The organism is Marinobacter panjinensis (genome assembly GCF_005298175.1).
GTDB lineage: Bacteria > Pseudomonadota > Gammaproteobacteria > Pseudomonadales > Oleiphilaceae > Marinobacter > Marinobacter panjinensis.
The window spans coordinates 216188-236974 of the sequence record NZ_SZYH01000002.1 but is presented as its reverse complement, the minus strand read 5'-3'; the positions used below and the strand labels follow the sequence as shown (position 1 = coordinate 236974).

General features: G+C 58.1%; 16 protein-coding genes. 1 reads left to right on the top strand and 15 read right to left on the bottom strand.

Features of this window, described 5'->3' with window-relative positions:
• Positions 1-106: 106 nt before the first annotated feature.
• Genes mazG through cysM form a run of 4 tightly spaced genes read right to left on the bottom strand, consistent with a single transcriptional unit; the run spans position 107 to position 5523 of the window.
• A complete protein-coding gene (gene mazG, locus FDP08_RS17390) occupies positions 107-964 on the bottom strand; it encodes a nucleoside triphosphate pyrophosphohydrolase (RefSeq protein WP_137437557.1) in 858 nt (285 codons plus the stop codon).
• On the bottom strand, positions 961-3198 hold the full coding sequence (relA, locus tag FDP08_RS17385; RefSeq protein ID WP_137437556.1) for a GTP diphosphokinase: 2238 nt from the start codon (positions 3196-3198) through the stop codon (positions 961-963). The genes mazG and relA overlap by 4 nt, the downstream gene beginning before the upstream one ends.
• A 58-nt stretch (positions 3199-3256) precedes the next feature.
• A complete protein-coding gene (gene rlmD, locus FDP08_RS17380; protein ID WP_137437555.1) occupies positions 3257-4594 on the bottom strand; it encodes a 23S rRNA (uracil(1939)-C(5))-methyltransferase RlmD in 1338 nt (445 codons plus the stop codon).
• 35 nt (positions 4595-4629) lie between these two features.
• A complete protein-coding gene (gene cysM / locus FDP08_RS17375; RefSeq protein ID WP_137437554.1) occupies positions 4630-5523 on the bottom strand; it encodes a cysteine synthase CysM in 894 nt (297 codons plus the stop codon).
• Between the two features lie 247 nt (positions 5524-5770).
• On the opposite strand from cysM, the gene FDP08_RS17370 reads away from it, so the two are divergent.
• Positions 5771-8650, top strand: a complete 2880-nt coding sequence (locus tag FDP08_RS17370) for an ATP-binding protein (protein ID WP_137437553.1) — start codon at positions 5771-5773, stop codon at positions 8648-8650.
• An 18-nt stretch (positions 8651-8668) separates the two neighbouring features.
• Here FDP08_RS17370 and pdxJ read toward each other — a convergent pair whose 3' ends face one another.
• The 11 genes from pdxJ to FDP08_RS17315 all read right to left on the bottom strand — a co-directional run bounded on the left by pdxJ (position 8669) and on the right by FDP08_RS17315 (position 20782).
• On the bottom strand, positions 8669-9418 hold the full coding sequence (gene pdxJ, locus FDP08_RS17365) for a pyridoxine 5'-phosphate synthase (protein ID WP_137437552.1): 750 nt from the start codon (positions 9416-9418) through the stop codon (positions 8669-8671).
• Positions 9408-10136 (bottom strand): DNA repair protein RecO, encoded by a 729-nt coding sequence (recO, locus tag FDP08_RS17360; protein ID WP_137437551.1) that lies wholly within the window; start codon positions 10134-10136, stop codon positions 9408-9410. Before recO ends, pdxJ begins: the two co-directional genes overlap by 11 nt.
• A 7-nt stretch (positions 10137-10143) precedes the next feature.
• Entirely contained in the window at positions 10144-11061 is a 918-nt protein-coding gene (era, locus tag FDP08_RS17355; RefSeq protein WP_137437550.1) for a GTPase Era, read from the bottom strand.
• Positions 11061-11750 carry a ribonuclease III gene (gene rnc, locus FDP08_RS17350; RefSeq protein WP_137437549.1) on the bottom strand — a complete coding sequence of 230 codons (690 nt, stop codon included), beginning with the start codon at positions 11748-11750 and terminating at the stop codon, positions 11061-11063. The genes era and rnc overlap by 1 nt, the downstream gene beginning before the upstream one ends.
• Positions 11747-12136: a DUF4845 domain-containing protein gene (locus FDP08_RS17345; RefSeq protein WP_137437548.1), complete on the bottom strand. Its 390-nt coding sequence runs from the start codon at positions 12134-12136 to the stop codon at positions 11747-11749. The genes rnc and FDP08_RS17345 overlap by 4 nt, the downstream gene beginning before the upstream one ends.
• Before the next feature lie 29 nt (positions 12137-12165).
• The gene (gene lepB, locus FDP08_RS17340; RefSeq protein ID WP_137437547.1) at positions 12166-12951 is read right to left on the bottom strand and encodes a signal peptidase I; all 786 of its coding nucleotides are present in this window, start codon (positions 12949-12951) and stop codon (positions 12166-12168) included.
• 11 nt (positions 12952-12962) lie between these two features.
• On the bottom strand, positions 12963-14765 hold the full coding sequence (gene lepA, locus FDP08_RS17335) for a translation elongation factor 4 (protein ID WP_137437546.1): 1803 nt from the start codon (positions 14763-14765) through the stop codon (positions 12963-12965).
• Between the two features lie 105 nt (positions 14766-14870).
• Positions 14871-17597 carry a bifunctional diguanylate cyclase/phosphodiesterase gene (locus tag FDP08_RS17330; RefSeq protein ID WP_137437545.1) on the bottom strand — a complete coding sequence of 909 codons (2727 nt, stop codon included), beginning with the start codon at positions 17595-17597 and terminating at the stop codon, positions 14871-14873.
• A 148-nt stretch (positions 17598-17745) separates the two neighbouring features.
• Positions 17746-19224, bottom strand: a complete 1479-nt coding sequence (locus tag FDP08_RS17325; RefSeq protein WP_427901858.1) for a DegQ family serine endoprotease — start codon at positions 19222-19224, stop codon at positions 17746-17748.
• A gap of 77 nt (positions 19225-19301) precedes the next feature.
• Complete coding sequence (locus FDP08_RS17320) at positions 19302-19751, bottom strand: SoxR reducing system RseC family protein (protein ID WP_137437544.1); 450 nt, start codon at positions 19749-19751, stop codon at positions 19302-19304.
• Positions 19748-20782: a MucB/RseB C-terminal domain-containing protein gene (locus FDP08_RS17315; protein ID WP_137437543.1), complete on the bottom strand. Its 1035-nt coding sequence runs from the start codon at positions 20780-20782 to the stop codon at positions 19748-19750. The genes FDP08_RS17320 and FDP08_RS17315 overlap by 4 nt, the downstream gene beginning before the upstream one ends.
• Positions 20783-20787: the final 5 nt, after the last annotated feature.

Here is a 20787-nt window from a genome sequence, read left to right as displayed (position 1 = left end):
CTTGGTGGCCCACCAGACGCACAAAAGGTGTGCATCCGTAACCGGAAGTGTAGACGAAGCAACCGCACCGGGGGCGGAAATAATGGTAACGGATTGTACTTATCCGTTACTTTTTCCGCTGTTTTTCAATCCCTTTGACAGCCTGCCAGACTGCATCCAGCGCCTCCAGTGACTCACCATCCATATCACGGCCTTCGCGTTCGAGGTGTTCCTCAATGGCACGAAATCGCGCCTCGAATTTGTGATTGGTGCTATTGAGGGCCTGCTCGGGATTAACCTTCATGAACCGTGCCAGGTTAACGCATACAAACAGCAGGTCCCCCAGTTCATCCTCGACAGCCTCCACCGGGCCGGCGCCGGAGCGGGCGTCATACCAGGCTTCTTTCAGTTCATCGATCTCTTCATGAAGTTTGTCGAACACCGGTTCGACATCCGGCCAGTCAAAGCCGTGGTTGGCTGCCCTGCGCTGAAGTTTTTCAGCACGCACCATTGCGGGGAGTGTCCGGGCAATACCATCCAGCCGTCTTGCAGGCCCGGAGCCAGTTGATTTTTCCGGTTTCGCCGCCCGCTCCTCGGCCTTGATGCGCTCCCAGTTGGCCTTGATTTCGGCTTCACCGGGGCGATTGTCCGGCTCGATCCGGCTTTCCAGGGTGCCATCGGGAAACACGTGTGGATGACGTCGGACCAGCTTTCGCACCAGGTTGTCCACCACCGAGTCAAAATCGAAATGGCGCTGCTCCTTCCCCATCTGACTGTAGAAGATCACCTGGAACAATAGGTCGCCCAGTTCATCCTCCAGGTGCGAATAATCCTCCCGGTCGATGGCATCGGCAACCTCATAGGCCTCCTCCAGGGTGTGGGGCATGATGGTTCTGAAGGTCTGGCGGGTATCCCACGGGCACCCCGTCTCAGGATCCCGAAGCCGTGCCATCAGGGTTTTCAGGTCGTCAATGGTATAGCTCATGAGCGTTTGCGCCTGACGTCGATGATGTTGGGCAGGTTGCGGATCTGAGCCAGCAACCGGGCCAGCTGGTCGAGGCTGGATATTTCCACCGTCACCGTCATGGTGGCCGTGTTTTCATACTTGTTGGACATGGTGTTCAGCGACAACACATCACTTTTGGACGACGACAGCACCTGGGTGATGTCCCGCAGCAATCCGGAACGGTCATACGCCTGGATCTCCACATCCACCGGATACACGGCAACGGGTTGTCCGCCCCAGCTTACTTCTATAATCCGGTTGGGCTCGAACTCCTTGAGGCTCAGAAAGGTAATGCAGTCCTGCCGGTGGACAGTCACGCCGCGGCCCACGGTAATGTAGCCACCGATCGGATCTCCGGGCAGTGGCTTGCAGCATTTCGCCACCTGGGTCTTGAGCTTGCCGACACCCCGGATCTGGATGTCCGACTCGGTATCGTAGGGCTTGCGCCTCAGGGTGCTGAGCTTCAGGTCCAGCTGTTCCGATTTCGGCTCCAGCATCTGCTGGGCGATATTGGCGACATGGGTCGGACGGAGGTCGCCGGCTCCCACCGCCGCAAACATGTCCTCGGCCGCCTGGTAATTCACCTTGCGGGCCAGGTCGTTCAGATCAACGTCATAAAGCGACAGCCGCCTGAATTCATCCTCCAGAATCGCCCTGCCGTCAATGATGTTGCGGTCACGGTCCTGCTGTTTGAACCAGTGGGTCACCTTGGCCCGGGCGCGGGAGGTCTGGATATAGCCCAGGCTGGGGTTCAGCCAGTCACGACTCGGCGCCTGGTTATTGGAGGTGAGAATGGATATCTGGTCGCCGGTTTTCAGGGGATAGGTCAACGGCACAATGCGGCTGTTGACCTTGGCTCCACGACAGGCGTGGCCAATCTCGGTATGAACGCGGTAGGCAAAATCCACAGGCGTGGCACCCTGGGGCAGGTCCACCACGTGGCCTTCCGGCGTAAACACATACACCCGGTCGGATGCCACGTCCGATTTCAGGTGGTCGGCCAGGCCGGACAGGTCGCCCAGTTCTTCCTGCCATTCCAGGACCTGACGCAGCCAGTTGATCTTGGCGTCGTAGCCCACCGAACGGTTGCCCTTGTCCATGCCCTTGTACAGCCAGTGGGCACAAACCCCGAGCTCCGCCTCCTCATGCATGGCATGGGTGCGGATCTGGACTTCCATCACTTTCCCTTCCGGTCCGATCACCGCGGTATGAAGGGACTGATAGCCGTTTTCCTTGGGGTTGGCGATGTAGTCATCAAATTCGTTGGGGATGTGGCGCCACAGCGTATGCACAATGCCGAGTGCGGCATAGCAATCACGCACGGCCGGCACCAGTATCCGTACCGCACGTACGTCGTAGACCTGGGAAAAATCGATTCCCTTGCGGCGCATCTTCCGCCAGATGCTGTAGATGTGCTTGGCGCGCCCCGACAGCTCCCCCTCTATGCCGGAAGCCCCCAGCTCGCCTTTCAGGGAGGTGATCACCCGCTTGATGTAACTTTCACGATCCAGCCGCTTTTCATCCAGCAGTTTGGCAATCTTTTTATAGGCCGATTCGTGCAGGTAGCGGAAAGAGAGGTCTTCCAGCTCCCACTTGATATGGCCGATGCCGAGGCGGTGCGCCAGGGGTGCGTAGATGTCGAAAACCTCGCGGGCAACGCGCATGCGCTTTTCTTCGGGCGCATTTTTCACCGCACGGATGGCGCAGGTCCGCTCAGCAAGCTTGATCAATGCCACCCGGACATCGTCAATCATGGTGACGAGCATCTTGCGGACGTTGTCGAGCTGGCCCTCGGGCTGGCCGAGCACATTGCCCTTGAGCGGATGGTGGATCGACGATATGGCCGCCATCTGCTGAACACCATCAATCAGCCCGGCCACCTCGTCACCGAATTCTTTACGGATTTCCTCCAGGGGAATACGCTCTTCGCGCACCGCCCGGTAGAGAATCGCCGCCACCAGGCTGGTCTGGTCCAGGTGCAGCTCCACCAGCACCTGGGCCATTTCAATACCGGTACGGAAGCTGCTAGCGCCGGGTGCCCATACGCGATCTTCCCGGACTGCCTGAAAATCGATAGCTGCCGCTTTTTCGCATGCCCGCCGGAACTGTTCGGCATCTTCCAGGTGTGTCTGGGATTCGATCTGGCGAACCCAGCGTTCGATATCCACCTGTCCATCGCCCGTGACTGCGTAATCTTCGCGAACTTTTACCATATCGCTCTTGTTCTTCCTGGTCGCTTATCCGGCCATCCGTGACCGGCACCAAAGTTCATCAGTTATCCACGCGTTCGAACATTGCCATGGATTCAACGTGCGTGGTGTGGGGAAACATGTCCATAACACCCGACCTCACCAGCCGGTAACCATTTCGCACCATAACCCCTGCGTCCCTGGCCAGCGTGGCCGGGTTGCAGGAAACATACACGATCCGTTTGGCGCCGAAAGCGGTCAGGTATTCACAAACCTCCTGGGCGCCGGAACGTGGCGGATCAATCAGGATCTTGTCGAACCCCTCTGCCGCCCACGGCTGTGCCGTAAAATCCGCCTGCAGGTCAGCACCGTGGAATGCGACATTCGAAAGCCCGTTGAGTTCCGCATTTTCCCGACCACGAACCACCATGGCCTCATCGCCTTCCACGCCAACCACCTGAGCGGCACGACGCGCCAACGGCAGGGTAAAATTCCCCAGCCCGCAGAAAAGGTCGAGCACCCGCTCGCCAGGCTGGATGTCCAGCCACTCCACGGCCCTGTGTACCATGGTGCGATTGATCCCTGCATTGACCTGGGTAAAGTCCATGGGATGAAACTTCATGGTCAGGTCGAATTCTTCCATGCGATAGGACAGACGTTCCTCGCCGGAATCCGGCCAGATTCTGTGCACCGTATCCGGCCCTTTCGGCTGCAGGTAGATATGCAATTCATGGGCCTGGCCGAAGCGGATCAGCGCTGCGGTGTCTGATTCACTCAAGGGGTCCATGTTGCGGAACACCATTGCAGCCTCCTGGTCCCCACAGGCCACTTCTACCTGGGGAATGCGCCGATAGGCCTCCAGGCCATGGAGCATTTCCCGCAGCGGGGTAATGCGATCACCAATACGCGGGTCCAGAACCACACAACGGTCGATATCGGTCAGGAAGCTGTTGCGTTTTTCACGAAACCCCACCAGGACCGATTCCCGTGCCGGCACATACTTCACGCCCAGCCTGGCTTTGCGACGATAGCCAAGTGCCGGTGAGCGCATGGGGGGCACCCACTCTTCCGGCTCGATGCCCCCGAAATGGGCAAAGTGTTCCCGCAGGGTGTCTTCCTTGAACCGGATCTGGGCATCGCTGTCCATGTGCTGCAGGCTGCAGCCTCCGCACAGGTCCGCAAACTCGCAGGGTGGCGTAATCCGGCCTTCACCGGCTTCCAGCACCTCGACTGTCCGCAGTTCGTCAAACTTGCTGCGTGAGCTGATCACCTTGGCCATCACCGTCTCACCCGGAAGCGCTCCGTCCACAAACTGGGCCTTGCCATTGTCACGGGAGATACCGCGGCCGTCGTGACTCAGGGTTTCAATAACACAACGCACCGGCTCGGTGGGCAGGACTTTCCTGCGTCTTCTGCTCATAGGACGTCTCTTGCTGGGGTCTGGTCTTGGTTAATTCAGGCGCCGGGAAACACACCGGTAGACAGGTAACGGTCGCCCCGGTCACAGATAATGGCCACGATCACCGCGTTTTCAACCTGTGCAGACAGTTTCAGTGCCGCGGCAATGGAGCCACCGGAGGAAACGCCACAGAAGATGCCTTCTTCACTGGCCAGTGCACGCATGGTGTCTTCGGCTTCCTGCTGGCCAATATCCAGCACGGTGTCGACGCGGGAAGCATCGTAGATTTTCGGCAGGTAGGCTTCCGGCCAGCGACGGATACCCGGTATGGATGCACCTTCTTTTGGCTGCAGGCCTACTATGCGGATATCGGGATTGCGCTCTTTGAGATATCGGGAGACACCCATGATGGTCCCGGTAGTGCCCATGGAGCTGACAAAATGGGTGACCCTGCCCCCGGTCTGCTCCCAGATTTCCGGGCCGGTAGTGCGGTAATGCGCCAGCGGGTTGTCCTGGTTGGCAAACTGGTCCAGTACCTTGCCCTTGCCTTCCGCCTCCATTTTCTGAGCCAGATCCCGAGCGCTTTCCATGCCACCCTCTTTAGTAACACTGACGATCTCGGCGCCGTAGGCCCGCATGGAGGCCCGGCGCTCTTCGCTCGCGTTCTCGGGCATGATCAGTACCATGCGATAACCCTTTATCGCCGCCGCCATTGCCAGCGCGATACCGGTGTTACCACTGGTGGCCTCAATCAGCGTATCACCAGGCTTTATTTCACCGCGCCGTTCCGCTTCCTGAATCATGCTGATCGCGGGGCGGTCTTTCACTGAACCTGCCGGGTTGTTGCCTTCCAGCTTTGCCAGAATCACGTTGCTGGTCTTACCGGGAAGCCTTTGCAACCTGACAAGGGGCGTATGCCCTACGTAATCTTCTATGGTCGGGAAATGCATGCTTTTACCTTCTTCAAATCTTCCGCAACCCGCGGCCAGCCATTAACGCCGACAACACAAGCCTGTGGTACACTCCGGGTTCGCATGATACGCGGAATATCCGCTGCCTCCCAATACAGCTTCTCGCTATATCCATGACTGCGGGCTATATCCGGGAGCTCTAACACGGCCAGATTGGTTGGAATCATCTATTCTGACAGGGAAGAATGCCGGATATCCGGCCGGCGAAGTCAATCGGGAACACACTATGCGGCGCTGGGGCATACGCAAAAAAGTACTTGTGGTGACGCTCGTCCCCACCCTTCTGACCACCCTGATGCTGGGACTTTTCTTTACCTACAGCTGGGTCAACAATATTGAAAACCTGCTCAAGGATCGTGGCGAATCCCTTTCGCGGCAACTGTCTGCCGGGTCGGAGTATGGCCTTTTCACTGCCAATCGCAGCCTCCTGAGCAGCCTTTCCAACGCCCTGCTGGAAGAGCAGGACGTTCGTTCCATTACCTTCTTCGACAGTGAGCATAGCCGGCTGCTCCACACCGGCCCTGGCAGCTCCGATGACGTCGCCAAGGAAGCCCTGACCGGCGACGAAGCCAGGCAGATCAGCAGACCGGACAGCACGGTATTTGTCACTCCGGTTTACCTGCAGGATCTGATGATTGAAAGCATGCTGGCGCCGGATTCCCGCCAGAGTGTGGGCAGTGGCAAGAAGCCGATTGGCTGGGTCACGGTGGAGATGTCACATGTTCGTACCGAGAAGGAAACCTACAAGGCACTGCTGATTTCTCTGCTGTTGGTGCTGGGCGGGGTTCTCCTCAGCCTGGTGATCGCACTGCGCCTCAGCCGCGCCTTCACGGACCCGGTGTTCGAACTCAACGAAGCGGTGGCCAGGCTCAAGGAAGGCAAACTCGATACCCGTGTCTATACCGGCGCCGGCCCGGAATTCGAGCAACTGGAATCGGGCCTGAACGCCATGGCCGGGGAGCTGAGCAACGCCCAGGCCGAGATGCAGCAGAACATTGACCAGGCCACGGAAGACCTGCGGGAAACCCTGGAGACCATCGAAATCCAGAACATCGAACTGGATTTTGCCCGCAAGGAAGCACTTGAAGCCAGCCGCATAAAATCGGAATTCCTGGCCAACATGTCCCACGAGATCCGCACGCCCCTGAACGGCATTATCGGCTTTACCGAGCTGCTGCTGAAAAGCCCCCTGCCCCGCCAGCAGCGGGACCACCTGAGTACCATCCGCAAGTCGTCGGAAATCCTGCTGACGATCATCAACGATATTCTCGATTTCTCCAAAATCGAGGCCGGCAAACTGATTCTCGACCGCATTCCTTTCCAGCTCCGTGACATTGTCGAGGAAGTCATGGTCATGCTGGCTCCGGCAGCCCATGGCAAGAATCTGGACCTGGTATCACTGGTTTACAACGATGTACCGGACAACATCATGGGTGACCCGCTGCGGGTAAAGCAGGTGATCACCAATCTGGTCAACAACGCCATCAAGTTCACCCAGACCGGTGAAGTGGTTTTACGGGCCAGCCTGGAGGAAGAAGACAAGGAAGGTAACCGGATGACCCTGCGGCTGAGCATTACCGACTCCGGCGTTGGCCTTTCCCGGGCCCAGCAGCAGTCCCTCTTCAATGCCTTCAGCCAGGCGGACGCCTCCACCGCCCGGCAGTATGGTGGCACCGGTCTCGGACTCGCCATTTCCAAGCGCCTGGTCGAGGAAATGGGCGGCAAGATTGGCCTGGAAAGCGAACTCGGCAAGGGCTCCACCTTCTGGTTTACCCTGACATCGGAGATGTCCTCCACCGGAGAGGCTATCGCACCGAAAGACGCCCTGCGCGGCGAGCGGGTTATCTATCTGGAGCAACAGAAAACCACTGGTCTGGCAGTAGAACACCTGCTACGGGAATGGGGCATGACGGTAGACCGGGTTGCCTCGCCAGGCGCCATGCAGGAGCAGATCGAGGAGGCCCAGAGAGCACAATCCGGTTACGCCATTGCCCTCCTCGGCATCACCCGGCATCTACTTAACTCCAGCCAGTACTGCTCGCTGGTACGGACCCTGGAACTGGAGAGAGACTGCCGCACTCTATTGCTGACCCCGACGCTGGATACACATGACACACCGCTCTCCGGCCTGGCCAGCGGCCACCTTACCAAGCCGGTATGCCGTGACTCCCTCTACGATGAGCTGTTGTTACTGGTACACGGTATAAGCAGCGGACAGCGACAGCTTCCGGTGCCGGCCGAGGCACGGGCGACAGCCCAACGGTCTGGCCGGGTACCGCGGGTGCTGGCCGTGGACGATAACGACGCCAACCTGAAACTGGTTCTGACCCTGTTACACGACTGCCGGATTGAAGCCGAGGGTGCCAGCAGTGGTTTCGAAGCCCTCAGCAAGGCACGGCAGAAGCCGTTTGATCTGGTTTTCATGGACCTGCAGATGCCGGGAATGGATGGCGTCGAGACCACTGAAAGACTGCGGGGCCTTGATGGCAACAGCCATCGCACCCGTATCATTGCCCTCACCGCCCATGCGCTGGCAGAAGAGCAGGACCGGCTCTCGCGCCAGGGATTCGACGGGTATCTCGCCAAACCGATCAGTAACAGCCAGCTGATCGACATTATCTACGACTACACCGGGTATAGCTGCGATGCAGAATCCGCGACCGGATATTTGCCTGTACCGGAGGTTCGCGATACCCGCCGGGCACTGCGCCCCTCCACCCGCAAGAAACAGCCGGATTGCGTCAGCATCGCCGAGAGCATCCAGTTGGCTGCCGGCAAAGCAGACCTGGCAGAGGAATTGTTCAGCATGCTGGTTGAGCAGATTCGCGCAGATCTGGACCGCGTGAACAGGCTCTGGGAAAACGGTGAGCGGGAAGAATTACTGGAGTGCGTGCATAAACTGCACGGCGCCACCCGATACTGCGGAGTACCGGAACTGCGAGGCGCCGCCAACCAGTTGGAAACGGCGTTGAAATGCGCCTCACCGGATGCCGAATACCAGAAAGGCCAGTTGCTCGTTGCCATGGAGCGCCTGCAAACCTGGAGTGAACAGACCGACTGGCAGCAACTTTTCCGCCAGCAAAATCAGCAGGCTACTGCAGATTGAAGTGTGTGAGGCGCCCGCTTACCCGCGGGCGCCTACCAGGATGGCCTTCATGTCCCTGACCGCTTCTTTCAGACCAGTGAAAACAGCCCTCGCAATGATGGCATGGCCAATGTTCAGCTCGTTGATGCCGCCGATGGCCGCAACGCGTTCGGTATTATGGTAGTGAAGGCCATGACCGGCATTCACAATCAGGCCCTTTTTCCGGGCATGCTCAACCGCAGTCACCAGGGTATCAAATGCGGCATTTTCAGCGTCTGGCGTAGCAGCTTCGGCATATTCGCCCGTGTGGAGCTCCACCACCGGCGCACCGCACCGGACAGCGGCATCGATCTGTGCAATGTCCGGGTCAATAAACAGGGACACCTCTGTGCCGATCCTTGCCAACCGCTCGCAAGCCTTGGCGACACGGGCTTCCTGGCCGTCCACATCGAGCCCGCCCTCCGTGGTCAGCTCCTCGCGCTTTTCCGGCACCAGGCATACGCATTCCGGGCGCACCTGTTCAGCAAAGGCCAGCATGGCGTCCGTAACCGCCATTTCCAGGTTCATCTTGGTGGTCAGTATTTCCTTGAGCAGCAGTACATCCCGATCCTGGATGTGGCGGCGGTCCTCCCGGGGATGAATGGTAATGCCATCAGCCCCGGCCTCTTCTGCCAGTATGGCCGCCTGAACCGGATCAGGATAGCGGGTGCCCCTGGCCTGGCGCAGTGTTGCCACATGGTCGATATTGACGCCCAGCAGCACTCTGGGATTCGTTGGGCTAGGGTTCATTGCGATCTCCTCGATGATGACTGAACAGGCTTCGGCTGTTGAGGGGCCGGCCCTGCAGAAGGTAGTCCACCAGTACCCGGGTTACCCGCTTGGCAATACGCCGACATTCTGTTGATTCCAGATCCCCGGAAGCGAGCGCCAGCAGCGTGGCGCCGGGAAGGTTCTGAAGCCTGACACCAACCGACGGCGTGGCCAGAATCCCCTGCTCGGGATCATAGCAATAATACTCACCCGCCTCGACCGCAAACCCGGTGTCGGTGGCCAGGTCCCAGGCAAAGTCATAGCCCAGCTCTGCGGCAAAGGACTGTTCAAACCGCCGTAGAACCGGCTCGACATCACTGGCTTCTGACAGCTCGGCAATGACGTCGATATAGGAAGCAAAGAGACGGGGGTGGGGATCTGCCAGTGGCAGCAGGCGTTGCAACAATTCGTTCACGTAGAGCCCGCTGTACAGCGACAGGGTGCGCTTGAGCGCGGGCCCGCCACGCACTTCCGCCTGAGTGAGTGTCTTCAGCTCACTGCGGCCTGTCCAGTCCAGCAGCAACGGCTGGAAGGGCTGAAGCTGTGCCTTCAGGGGGCTTTTTGCGCTGTTGCCACCACGGGCAATAATGGTTAACCGGCCCGCATTGAGAGAGAAAATATCCACCATCAGACTGGTTTCGCGCCATGGCCGGCGGTGGAGGACGTAAGCGGGCTCCTGCTGTATTGGCCCCGTCATAGACGCCTCAGAAGTCGTTCATACCAAGACTTTTGAGTGCCCGTTCGCTGTCGGCCCAGCCACGTTTGACCTTGACCCATAGCCTCAACATGACCTTGCTGTCGAAAAGGCGCTCCATGTCAGCCCGGGCTTCCTGGCCAATACGGCGCAGGCGCTCGCCCTTGTCACCGATCATGATTTTCTTCTGGCCTTCGCGCTCCACCAGAATCAGCGCCGATATGTGCAGGGTCTTGCCGTCCTTGCGGAATTCCTCAATCTCGACGGCCACGGAATACGGCAGCTCGGCGCCCAGTTGCCGGGTGATTTTCTCCCGCACCATCTCCGAGGCCATAAACCGTTCACTGCGGTCGGTGATCTGGTCATCCGGGTAGAAATGAACGCTTTGTGGCAGGAAACGCCCTACCGCTTCCTCCAGCGGCTCCAGGTTCATGCCCTTCAGGGCAGACAGCGGGATCATTTCGGCAAAGTCCCGTTTCCGGGACAGCATGTCCAGATGCGGCAACAGGGCCTCCCGATTCTCGATCCGGTCGACCTTGTTCACTGCCAGAATCACCGGGCACTTCAGGCTGCTGAGTTTTTCCAGCACCATTTCGTCGGCGGTGGTCCAGGCCATCTGGTCAACCACGAACACCGCCACGTCAACATCCTTCAACGCCGACGTGGCGGCCTTGTTCATGTACCGGTTGATGGCCCGGGGCTCTTCCTCGTGCATACCCGGTGTATCCACGTAAATAGCCTGAACCGGACCTTCGGTCTTGATCCCCAGAACCTGGTGACGCGTAGTCTGGGGTTTGCGGGAGGTAATGCTCAGCTTCTGGCCCAGAATATGGTTCAGCAGCGTGGACTTGCCCACATTGGGACGGCCAACAATCGCCACGAAACCACAACGGCTGTCCGGATTCTCCGGACGGGTAACATCATTCATCAATCATTCTCCACACCCAATTGTTTGAGGGCGTTGCGAGCCGCCTGCTGCTCGGCAATTCGTCGGCTGTTGCCGGTACCGGTGGTTTTCCGGTCCAGTGATGGCATGGCACAGGATACATGGAACGTCTGGGCGTGGGCTTCACCATCCACGGAAATGACATCGTAGCGCGGCAGCGGAAATTGTCGCGACTGCAGATATTCCTGCAGCCGGGTTTTGGGATCTTTCTGGGTATCCTGCAGGTCCAGCTGCTTCAGGCGCATCTCGAACCACCGCAACACCTGCTCCCGGCAGGTATGGAAATCGCTATCCAGATAGATAGCACCAATGATGGATTCCACTGCGTCTGCAAGGATGGACTCACGGCGGAAACCACCACTCTTCAGCTCACCGGAGCCCAGTCGAAGGTATTTTCCCAGCTCGAATTCACGGCCGATTTCCGCCAGCGTAACACCCTTGACCATACGGGCCCGCAGACGGCTCAGCTGCCCTTCCCGGGCTTTCTCGAAGTGCAGGTAAAGATGCTCCGCTATGACCATGTTGACAATGGAGTCGCCCAGAAACTCCAGGCGCTCATTGTTCTGGTTGCCATAGCTGCGATGGGTAAGCGCCAGCAGCAGACGTTCGGGAGCATTGAACTGATAACCGATACGTCGCTGCAGCTGTTCCAGATCCGGTTGTGAACTCACTTGCCCGTCATCTCGTACTCGTGTTGAAAGTGGATAACTGTATCCACGTTACGGAAGAGGTTGTTGCGGACTTCATAATCCACATTGATCACCACAAACTCGCCGTTTTTCTCAACGGTGATGTTCTTGGCGTCAAAACCTCTTACATTGTTGACGCTCAAACGCTTGTTGATAAGACTTCTTACCTGGGCAGGCCCCATAGTGGAGAGGTCCTCGGTCCCATCAAGACTTTCCAGTGCTTCCTGAATGGTAATGTCATCCAGGTAAGCCGGCCCCAGCTTGATCACCAGTGTAAGCAGACCGCCGAAAAAGAGCACCATGATCATGATCACCAGTGCCGAAGCACCGGACTGCTTTCGCATGGATGAGAGACTGTTTTTCTTCATTATAGAGACACCCCTGAATGACTACGCACTTATTCTATGCCGCCCACACGATCAAAGGATGGCAGACTGGTCAGCGATTGCCAGTGCATCCAGATCGCAAATGCCTTACCCACAACCAGCTCATCAGGAACCGTGCCCCAATAGCGACTGTCATTACTGTTATCCCGGTTGTCACCCATCACGAAGTACTCGCCTTCCGGCACCAGCCACTCGCCTTCTCCGGAACGCCCTGTTCGCCCCAGAGTCAGGAACACATCGTGCTGGGTATCGCCGAGCGTTTCGCGCCATAACTCCACGGGTGGCAATCGCGCCACGAAGCGGGTCTCAACTTTTTCACCGTTGATGAACAGCTCACGGTCCTGGTAGCGAATGCGATCACCGGGCATACCAACAACCCGCTTGATGTAATTGGTACTGCCATCTTCCGGATACCGGAATACGATGACATCACCGCGCTCGGGGTCGTCCACTTCCAGTATCTTCGTGCCTGCCACGGGCAACCGCAGTCCATAGGCGTATTTGTTCACCAGGATAAAGTCTCCCACCTCCAGGGTGGGCAGCATGGAACCCGAAGGAATCTGGAACGGCTCCACCAGGAACGAGCGCAAAACAAGCACTACAGCCAGCACCGGAAAGAAGGAGCGGCTGAGATCCACAAGATAGGGCTCTTTAGGCTCTTCCTCTGCCCGGCCTTCACCTGGCGCCATTCCTGCCGCTGCCAGCCGGCGCTTGCGCAGGAAGAGTATGTCCAACAGCCAGATCAGCCCCGTTACAAACGTCAGAACTACCAGAACCAGGGGAAAATCAATATCCATTCAGGTGCCTTTTAGTTATCCACTTTCAGTACGGCAAGGAACGCTTCCTGAGGCACCTCAACATTACCCAGCTGCTTCATGCGTTTTTTACCTTCTTTCTGCTTCTGCAGCAGTTTCTTCTTCCGGCTGACGTCACCACCGTAACACTTGGCCGTTACGTTCTTGCGCAGCGCCTTGACGGTTACCCTGGAGACCACCTGATTGCCGATCGCGGCCTGAATGGCAATATCAAACATCTGCCGGGGAATCAGCTCTTTCATTTTCTCGACCAGGGCGCGACCCTTATAGTGGGCCTGGTCCTTGTGGACAATCAGCGCCAGAGCATCCACGCGCTCGGCGTTGATCAGCACGTCCAGTCTCACCAGGTTGGCGGTCTGGAAACGCACAAAGTGGTAATCGAGTGAGGCAAAGCCGCGACTGGCCGACTTGATGCGGTCGAAAAAGTCGAGAACCACTTCCGCCATCGGCAACTCATAGGTCACCTGCACCTGGGTAGACATGAAGTGCATGTTTTTCTGGATGCCGCGTTTTTCCTCACACAGTTTGATGACATTACCCAAGTGTTCCTGAGGCACCAGAATGCTGGCTTCCACAATCGGCTCGCGCATTTCCTCAATGGAACCAATATCCGGCAGGCTGGAGGGATTGTCTACCGACAGGGTCTCACCCTGTTTGGTAACAACTTCATAGATTACCGTCGGCGCCGTGGTAATCAGGTCTATGTCGTATTCACGCTCCAGACGCTCCTGGACAATCTCCATGTGGAGCATGCCGAGGAAGCCACAACGGAAACCGAAGCCAAGGGCATCCGAGCTTTCAGGCTCGAAAAACAGCGAGGCATCGTTCAGCGTCAGTTTTTCCAGCGCATCACGGAAATCGTTGTAGTCGTCCGCGCTGACCGGAAACAACCCGGCGTAAACCTGGGGCTTCACTTTCTTGAAACCGGGCAACATCGGGATATCGTCCGACCCTTTCTGCTGCACAATGGTGTCGCCTACCGGCGCACCATGAATGTCCTTGATCCCGGCGACCACAAAGCCGACGTCCCCGGCTTCCAGAATATCCGTATCCTTGGGCTTGGGGTTAAAAATGCCCACCTTGTCGGCATTCCAGGCCTTGCCGGTGGACTTCAGGACAATCTTGTCGCCCTTTTTCAGAGTGCCTTCGGTCACCCGAACCAGGGAAACCACACCCAGGTAGTTATCAAACCAGGAGTCTATAATCAGCGCCTGCAACGGCGCACTGCGGTCGCCCTTCGGTGGCGGAATCTTGGCAATCAGGTCTTCCAGAACGTCTTCCACACCAATGCCGCTCTTGGCACTGCAGCGGACCGCCTCGGTGGCGGCAATACCGATGATGTCCTCGATTTCCTGGGCGACCCGTTCCGGCTCAGCCTGCGGGAGGTCCATTTTGTTCAGCACCGGCACCACTTCCAGGCCCTGCTCGATGGCGGTATAGCAGTTGGCCACGGACTGCGCCTCGACACCCTGGCCCGCATCCACCACCAGAAGGGCACCCTCGCAGGCATAGAGCGACCGCGACACTTCGTAGGAGAAGTCCACGTGGCCGGGGGTATCGATAAAGTTCAGTTTGTATTCCTGACCATCCCGGGCCGTGTAATTGAGTGTCACGCTCTGGGCCTTGATGGTGATGCCGCGCTCACGCTCAAGATCCATGGAATCAAGCACTTGCTCGGCCATTTCACGTTCCGTGAGGCCGCCGCAGATCTGGATAAAACGGTCTGCCAGCGTGGATTTACCGTGGTCAATATGGGCGATGATCGAAAAATTTCGGATTCGGCTCAGTTCAGTCACAGACAATGAATACTCATAAAAATACGAAGGATTGAGCCCGGAAGGGCCGTTGCCGGTGTCCGGCAACGGCGTGATTTTACCGGTTACCGGTCCCCATTGCCATGATCAGGACGTCAGCGGCCGCTCATATTGCCGAATCAAGAAGCCAATGAGGGCATCCTCATCCAGCGGATAGCTGAACAGGTTGCCCTGGCACTGGGCGCAGCCGGCGCTTTTGAGGAAACTCAACTGCTGCGGCGTTTCCACTCCTTCGGCGACCACGGTGAGGTGTAATTTTCTGGCCAGCGCAATAACCGCCGACGCCACGTCCGTGGCGCTGACGCTGTAGGGAATGTCGCGAATAAACCGGTGGTCAATCTTGATCACATCCAGCGGCAGCTGCTGAAGGGCAACCAGCGAACAGGAGCCTGTGCCGAAATCATCCAGAATCAGGCAAACGCCCAAATCGTGGAGAGATGTCAGCAGCTCCCTGAGCATCCGCGGGTCCTCATTCAGCAGTTCCGCCGGCATTTCCAGCTCCAGACGCTCCGGCGACACGCCGGTCTCGGTGATCACCTGGCGCATCATGTCCAGGAAGCCGGAATCCGTCAGCTGACGCACGGACAGGTTAACCGCCATTTTCAGTGACTCGAACCCGGCACGCTCAAGCGCCTGCACCTGGATGCACGCCTGTCGCAATGCCATCTCACCGAGCCTGACAATCAGCCCGGTTTCCTCCGCCAGGGAGATAAACTGCTGGGCGCTGACCAGCCCTTTCTCCGGGTGATGCCACCGCAGGAACGCCTCAACTCCGATGACCCGATCGCTCACCAGATCAATCTTGGGCTGGTAATGCAGAACAAAGCGGTCGCCATCCAGTGCCGTCGCCAGCTCCTCCTGCTGCAACAGACGCCGGGCTGCCTTGATGTTCATCGCGGGGGTGAAGAACTGATACGTATTTCTCCCCAGCTCCTTGGCCCGATACATGGCCAGGTCCGCATATTTCATCAGCGTGCCCGGGTCTTCGCTGTCGTGGGGAATCATGGTAATACCGATACTGACGGTGATACCCACTTCATGATCGTTCAGGCGAATGCGCTGGCACAGGCGTCGGAGTATGGTTTCGGCAACCTTACCTGCGGCGTCCGGGCCGCTGATGCGCGACAACAGCACAACAAACTCGTCACCCCCCAGCCTTGCAACCGAATCGTCTTCCCTTACGCAGCCGGTAAGCCACTGGGATACCTGTTTGAGTAACTCATCGCCAGAGTCGTGGCCCAGGGTGTCGTTAATTCGCTTGAAGCCGTCCAGATCCAGGAACATCAGGGCAGCCGGCTCCTCGCTGCGGCGGCTTCTGCGCACCACGTGGCTCAGGCGGTCCTTGAACAACTGGCGGTTGGCCAGGCCGGTTAGCGGATCATAAAACGCCAGCCGGTGAAGTTCCGACTGGGCCGCCTTGAGCTGGGTCAGGTCTCGCAAACTGAGCACCACACCATCGACCCCGGGCACATTGAGCATGGCGGTATAGGTACCTTCCATATCTCGCCACTGCCCTTCCGAATCCCGTATGCGGGCACGGATAACCGGCATCTGTTTACCGGGCGATTTGATCGCCTCGTCAAAACCGGCCTTTAACTGAGGCCTGTCTTCGGCGTGAACCAGGGTGTCGAGATCCAGGCGGTAAACCTGTTCCGGGTCAAAACCAAGGATGTCGCGGCTGGACGGGCTCGCGTAACGGGGGTTGCCGGAGCGCTCCAGAACCAGAGTCACATTGGCGGCCCCTTCGGTGATGGCCCGGTACCTACCAGCGCTGATCTGCGCCATGATCCGGCTGCGAATCATGGTAAGAACAAACAGGAACATCAGCAAGCTGATGAGAATTCCGGAGCCGAGGACAATAGGCGGGCGAGGGTCAGACGCCAGATAATCAAAGGCTGGCGTAGAACGGGTCTGCAACAGCCAGTCCCGACCACCATGATTAATCGTCTGGCTCATCTCAAAGCTGAAATCCTCGTCCAGGGAGCCCAGATTGGAGCCATACATCAGCGAGTCCCGGGAGATCTCCCCCGCATCGTAGATCTTCACATCCAGAAACGGAGAAATCAGGCCGACGATACCGTCTAGCAGATGATTCATCCTGAACGCACTGAAGACATACCCCGCCAGCATCATCTGGCGCTCGCCGCGACTCTCCGGCACATCGCCCCCCTGATAGACGGGGTAGTACATCAGAAAGCCCGCCTGATCTTCGGCCACCTCTTCCTGTACCAGCACCACCTTGCCGGTCACCTTGGGTTCGCCGTGATCCCTGGCGCGCATCATGGCACGCCGGTGCACCGGATCGCTGAACGCATCGTACCCCAGGGCCTTGCGGTTTCGCTCAGTACCGGGCTCCAGATACACCATCGGGTAGTAATCCGGGCCGGTGCCCAGCGGCGTTACCAGATAATTGAGAATCCCCTCACGCCGGACAGATGCTATGTGGTCGGCCATCTGGCGGACACCGATCTTCCGGACATAACCGATGCCCTGGATGCCCGGGTAATAGCGGTTGATATCCACATTGTCGATATATTCCCGCCAGTCACCCCTGGTGACGTCACCGGCAACGGCGAACAGGCCAGCACTGCCCGCCAATACCTGTTCATAGTTCAACAGGCGTTCTTCGATGGCGGTTTTGAGTTGCAGGGACTGGGTTTTGAAACGTGCTTCGGTGCGATCATCAACCAGGCGAATAGAGACCTGCCACAGCAATGCCGTCACGGCCAGGCACGCGACCAACAATAACCAGGCAACCCATGAGTAACGTGGCTGGAGCAGCTTCCGGAGGGGTAGATCCTTTTTTTTCATCATTCGGGCAGGTCCGATCCATGGCCAGTTGTCTGTTTATTTTGGGCCACTATAACAAAAGCCCGGCTGGCTGTCGTTTAACCAACAACCAGCAGGGCTCTCACTTATGTTCCAATTTGTGACCGTCGCCCCAGGGCAGCGGCCGGGGTGATCAGGGCTTCATGACCAGGTAAATCGCACGACCCTGGCGTACAACCCGCACCGATACCGCGCTGTCTTCCGGCAGGGACGCAACAGCTTCCCGGAAGTCCTCCACGGAGCTGACCGAACGGCGGTTGAGCTCGGTAATCACATCATTGGGGCGAATTCCGGCATTCATTGCGGGCCCCTGGGCGATGTCTGACACCAGCACACCACCGGGAACCCCCAGTGCGTCCCTGACATCCTCCGGCAACGGCTCAACCGTCATGCCCAGTGGCGCGGATGACGGTCCGTTTTTTCCAGTTGCCGGGGCGGAAGCACGCTCCTGGCCTTCTTCCGGCAGCTTACCGATTTCAACGTCCAGAGTGATCTGTTTGCCTTCCCGCATCACTTCCAGGGAGGCAGTCTCGCCAATAGGAGTGCGACCCACCATGGGCGGCAAATCGGAAGACAGGGTTACGTCCTCGCCGTCGTACTCAAGGACGATATCACCGGCCCTCAAACCAGCCTTTTCTGCGGGTGAACCTGACATAACCTCTGCAACCAGGGCACCTCGCGGACGTTTCAGGCCGAAGGACTCCGCCAGATCGCGGTTCACTTCCTGGATTAGTACGCCAAGCCAGCCACGGGAAACCGAACCATCGTCCCTGATCTGCCGGAACACATTCATGGCATCGTCAATGGGAATGGCAAACGAGACCCCCATAAAGCCGCCGGAGCGGGTGTAGATCTGCGAATTGATGCCAACAACCTCGCCGTCCAGGTTGAACAGAGGCCCCCCGGAGTTCCCGGGGTTGATAGCCACATCGGTCTGGATAAAGGGCACATAGTTTTCAGACGGCAGCGACCGGCCAAGGGCACTGACGATGCCGGCTGTTACCGTATAATCAAAGCCAAAGGGGGAGCCGATCGCCAACACCCATTCGCCCACTTTCAGGTCCTTTGAGCTTCCCACCCGAACGACGGGCAGGTCGTCTCCGTTTTCAATCTTCAGCACCGCCATGTCTGAACGGGGATCAGTGCCCACCAGCTTGGCCGGCAACTCACGGCGGTCGTTCAGGCGCACAATGATCTCATCCGCGCCTTCCACAACGTGGTTGTTGGTCAATACATAGCCATCGCTGGAGACAATAAAGCCTGAACCCATGGACTGGCGAGGGGCGGATCCACCCGGGTTTCCCCCGAAAGGCGACTGGGGGCCACCGAAGAAATCCCGGAAGAAGTCAGGCAGTTGTTCAAGCTGGCGTTCATCGAACGGAAGCCCATGGGGCCGGTTGCCCCCGGACTTCGGTTCAGTTGTGGTACTGATGTTGACCACCGCAGAGGAGTTCTCTTCCACCAGCTCAGTGAAATCCGGCAAGCTGCTAGCCGCTACCGACTGAGCCAGCGACAAAGGCACCAGCAGGCAAAGAAGGTACAAACCGACCGTTGTCAAACTCCGGCCCCCGAGCCAGAACGACATGTCACGGTCATTCTTTACTTTGAGCATTCAGAACCCCCTGATCAGCGATTGTTTACAGAGTATTGTGTGGTCAAAACCGGGATTTTCAATAGCACGACAGTGGATCAGGAGCCGGGGTCGGACAGAGCCTGTCTGACTTTTACCAGCCGCGGCTCATAGTCCCGCGCGGGGTTCGAGCCCACCCGCCGGGCGACCACGAAACCCACCGCCATTCCCAGGGCCGCACCCAACATGGCTACCGCATCAAGCCCCCCTGACAGCTGATGACCGGCAACAGCGCCAAGCACCAGCAATACGAGAGGTAACGCATACACGAGCAGGGACGCGCCCAGCAGCGCAGATTCGTCAATGGCGACCGTCACTTCATCGCCAACCCTCGCACCCATGCTGTTGGTAACCAGCACCTGGTTGGCACGGCCGCCAGACACACCGGCCAATGCCCGCTGACCACAGCCATTGCGCGCCGAACAACTCTCGCAGGCACTGGTCCGGATTGTCTGCACCCAGACCCGGTTCCCACTGAGCGCCACGACCTTGCCTGTTTCCGTAATCATTGCCCGATAGCTCCGAAGGCCAGCGTATCGTCGACTTTAACGGACTCAGCAACCTTGCGGGCAGTTTTCGGAGGAATTTCTCCAACCACCGTCACAAAAAAGTCCACGCCGTCAATTTCAAGCTGCTTCATATATACGGTTGTTGCACCGATGCGTGAAGCCCCCGTCGGCATCGCAATCTTGCGAGCCGGTTCGACGAACACTGAAAATGCCGCCAAACCGTCTGAAAAAGCCACTGCCTGCCCCTTTCCGGAACGTGGTGCCGCCGCAGGGATGAATCCATCCGGCTGCCATTCCAGAGTCCAGCCGTCCATCCGCGGCGCCGGGGAAGCGGTTGTTTTGGGCGCCAGCTCCCTGGCAATTTCATCGCCCTCGGTGCGAATCACAAATTCACTGTCCGACAGCCTGTCGGTAATTTCGAGACTGGTGAACTGGAAATGCTCAAGGACCTTGCCTGTAGATGAACGCACATGGCTTTTTACCAGCAGGCCGGTGGACTTTTCCAGCCACAACTGGTGACTGTACCGAAGCCCATCTTTGGCCTTCAGGGCAAGCTTGACCACGTCGTATCCGGCAATGCGATCATCTCCGGCCAGCTCTGGCTGATACCAGCGGCTGACCGGCATGAGCTGACTTGAAAATGCTTCTGCAAACGGACCGGAAGGAATCACCTGGTCCAACTGGATGCGCCCGTGATCCGGAAGCACACACACAACACGCATCCCCTTTCGGACGATTTCACCATTGGCACCATCCTGGGGAACAAGTCGCTCTTCAACGACGCCGTCCTGATAGCGATGGGCGATCTGCATGGAACTGACCTGATCACCCCGCGCGTAGACAAACACACCGCGGTATGAGGTCATGTTCAGGGCTGGGCCCAGACGGCCAAGCCAGTATTCCGCGTCTTTGCTGTCAGCATCAGCGAATGCCTGGCCGGGCAGGAAAACAGCCAGAATCGCGAACAGGCACAACAAGCGCCTGCCAGGGCTCAGTCGTCGAGCTGTGATTCCGGTTCCCGTTTTGCGCATCAAAT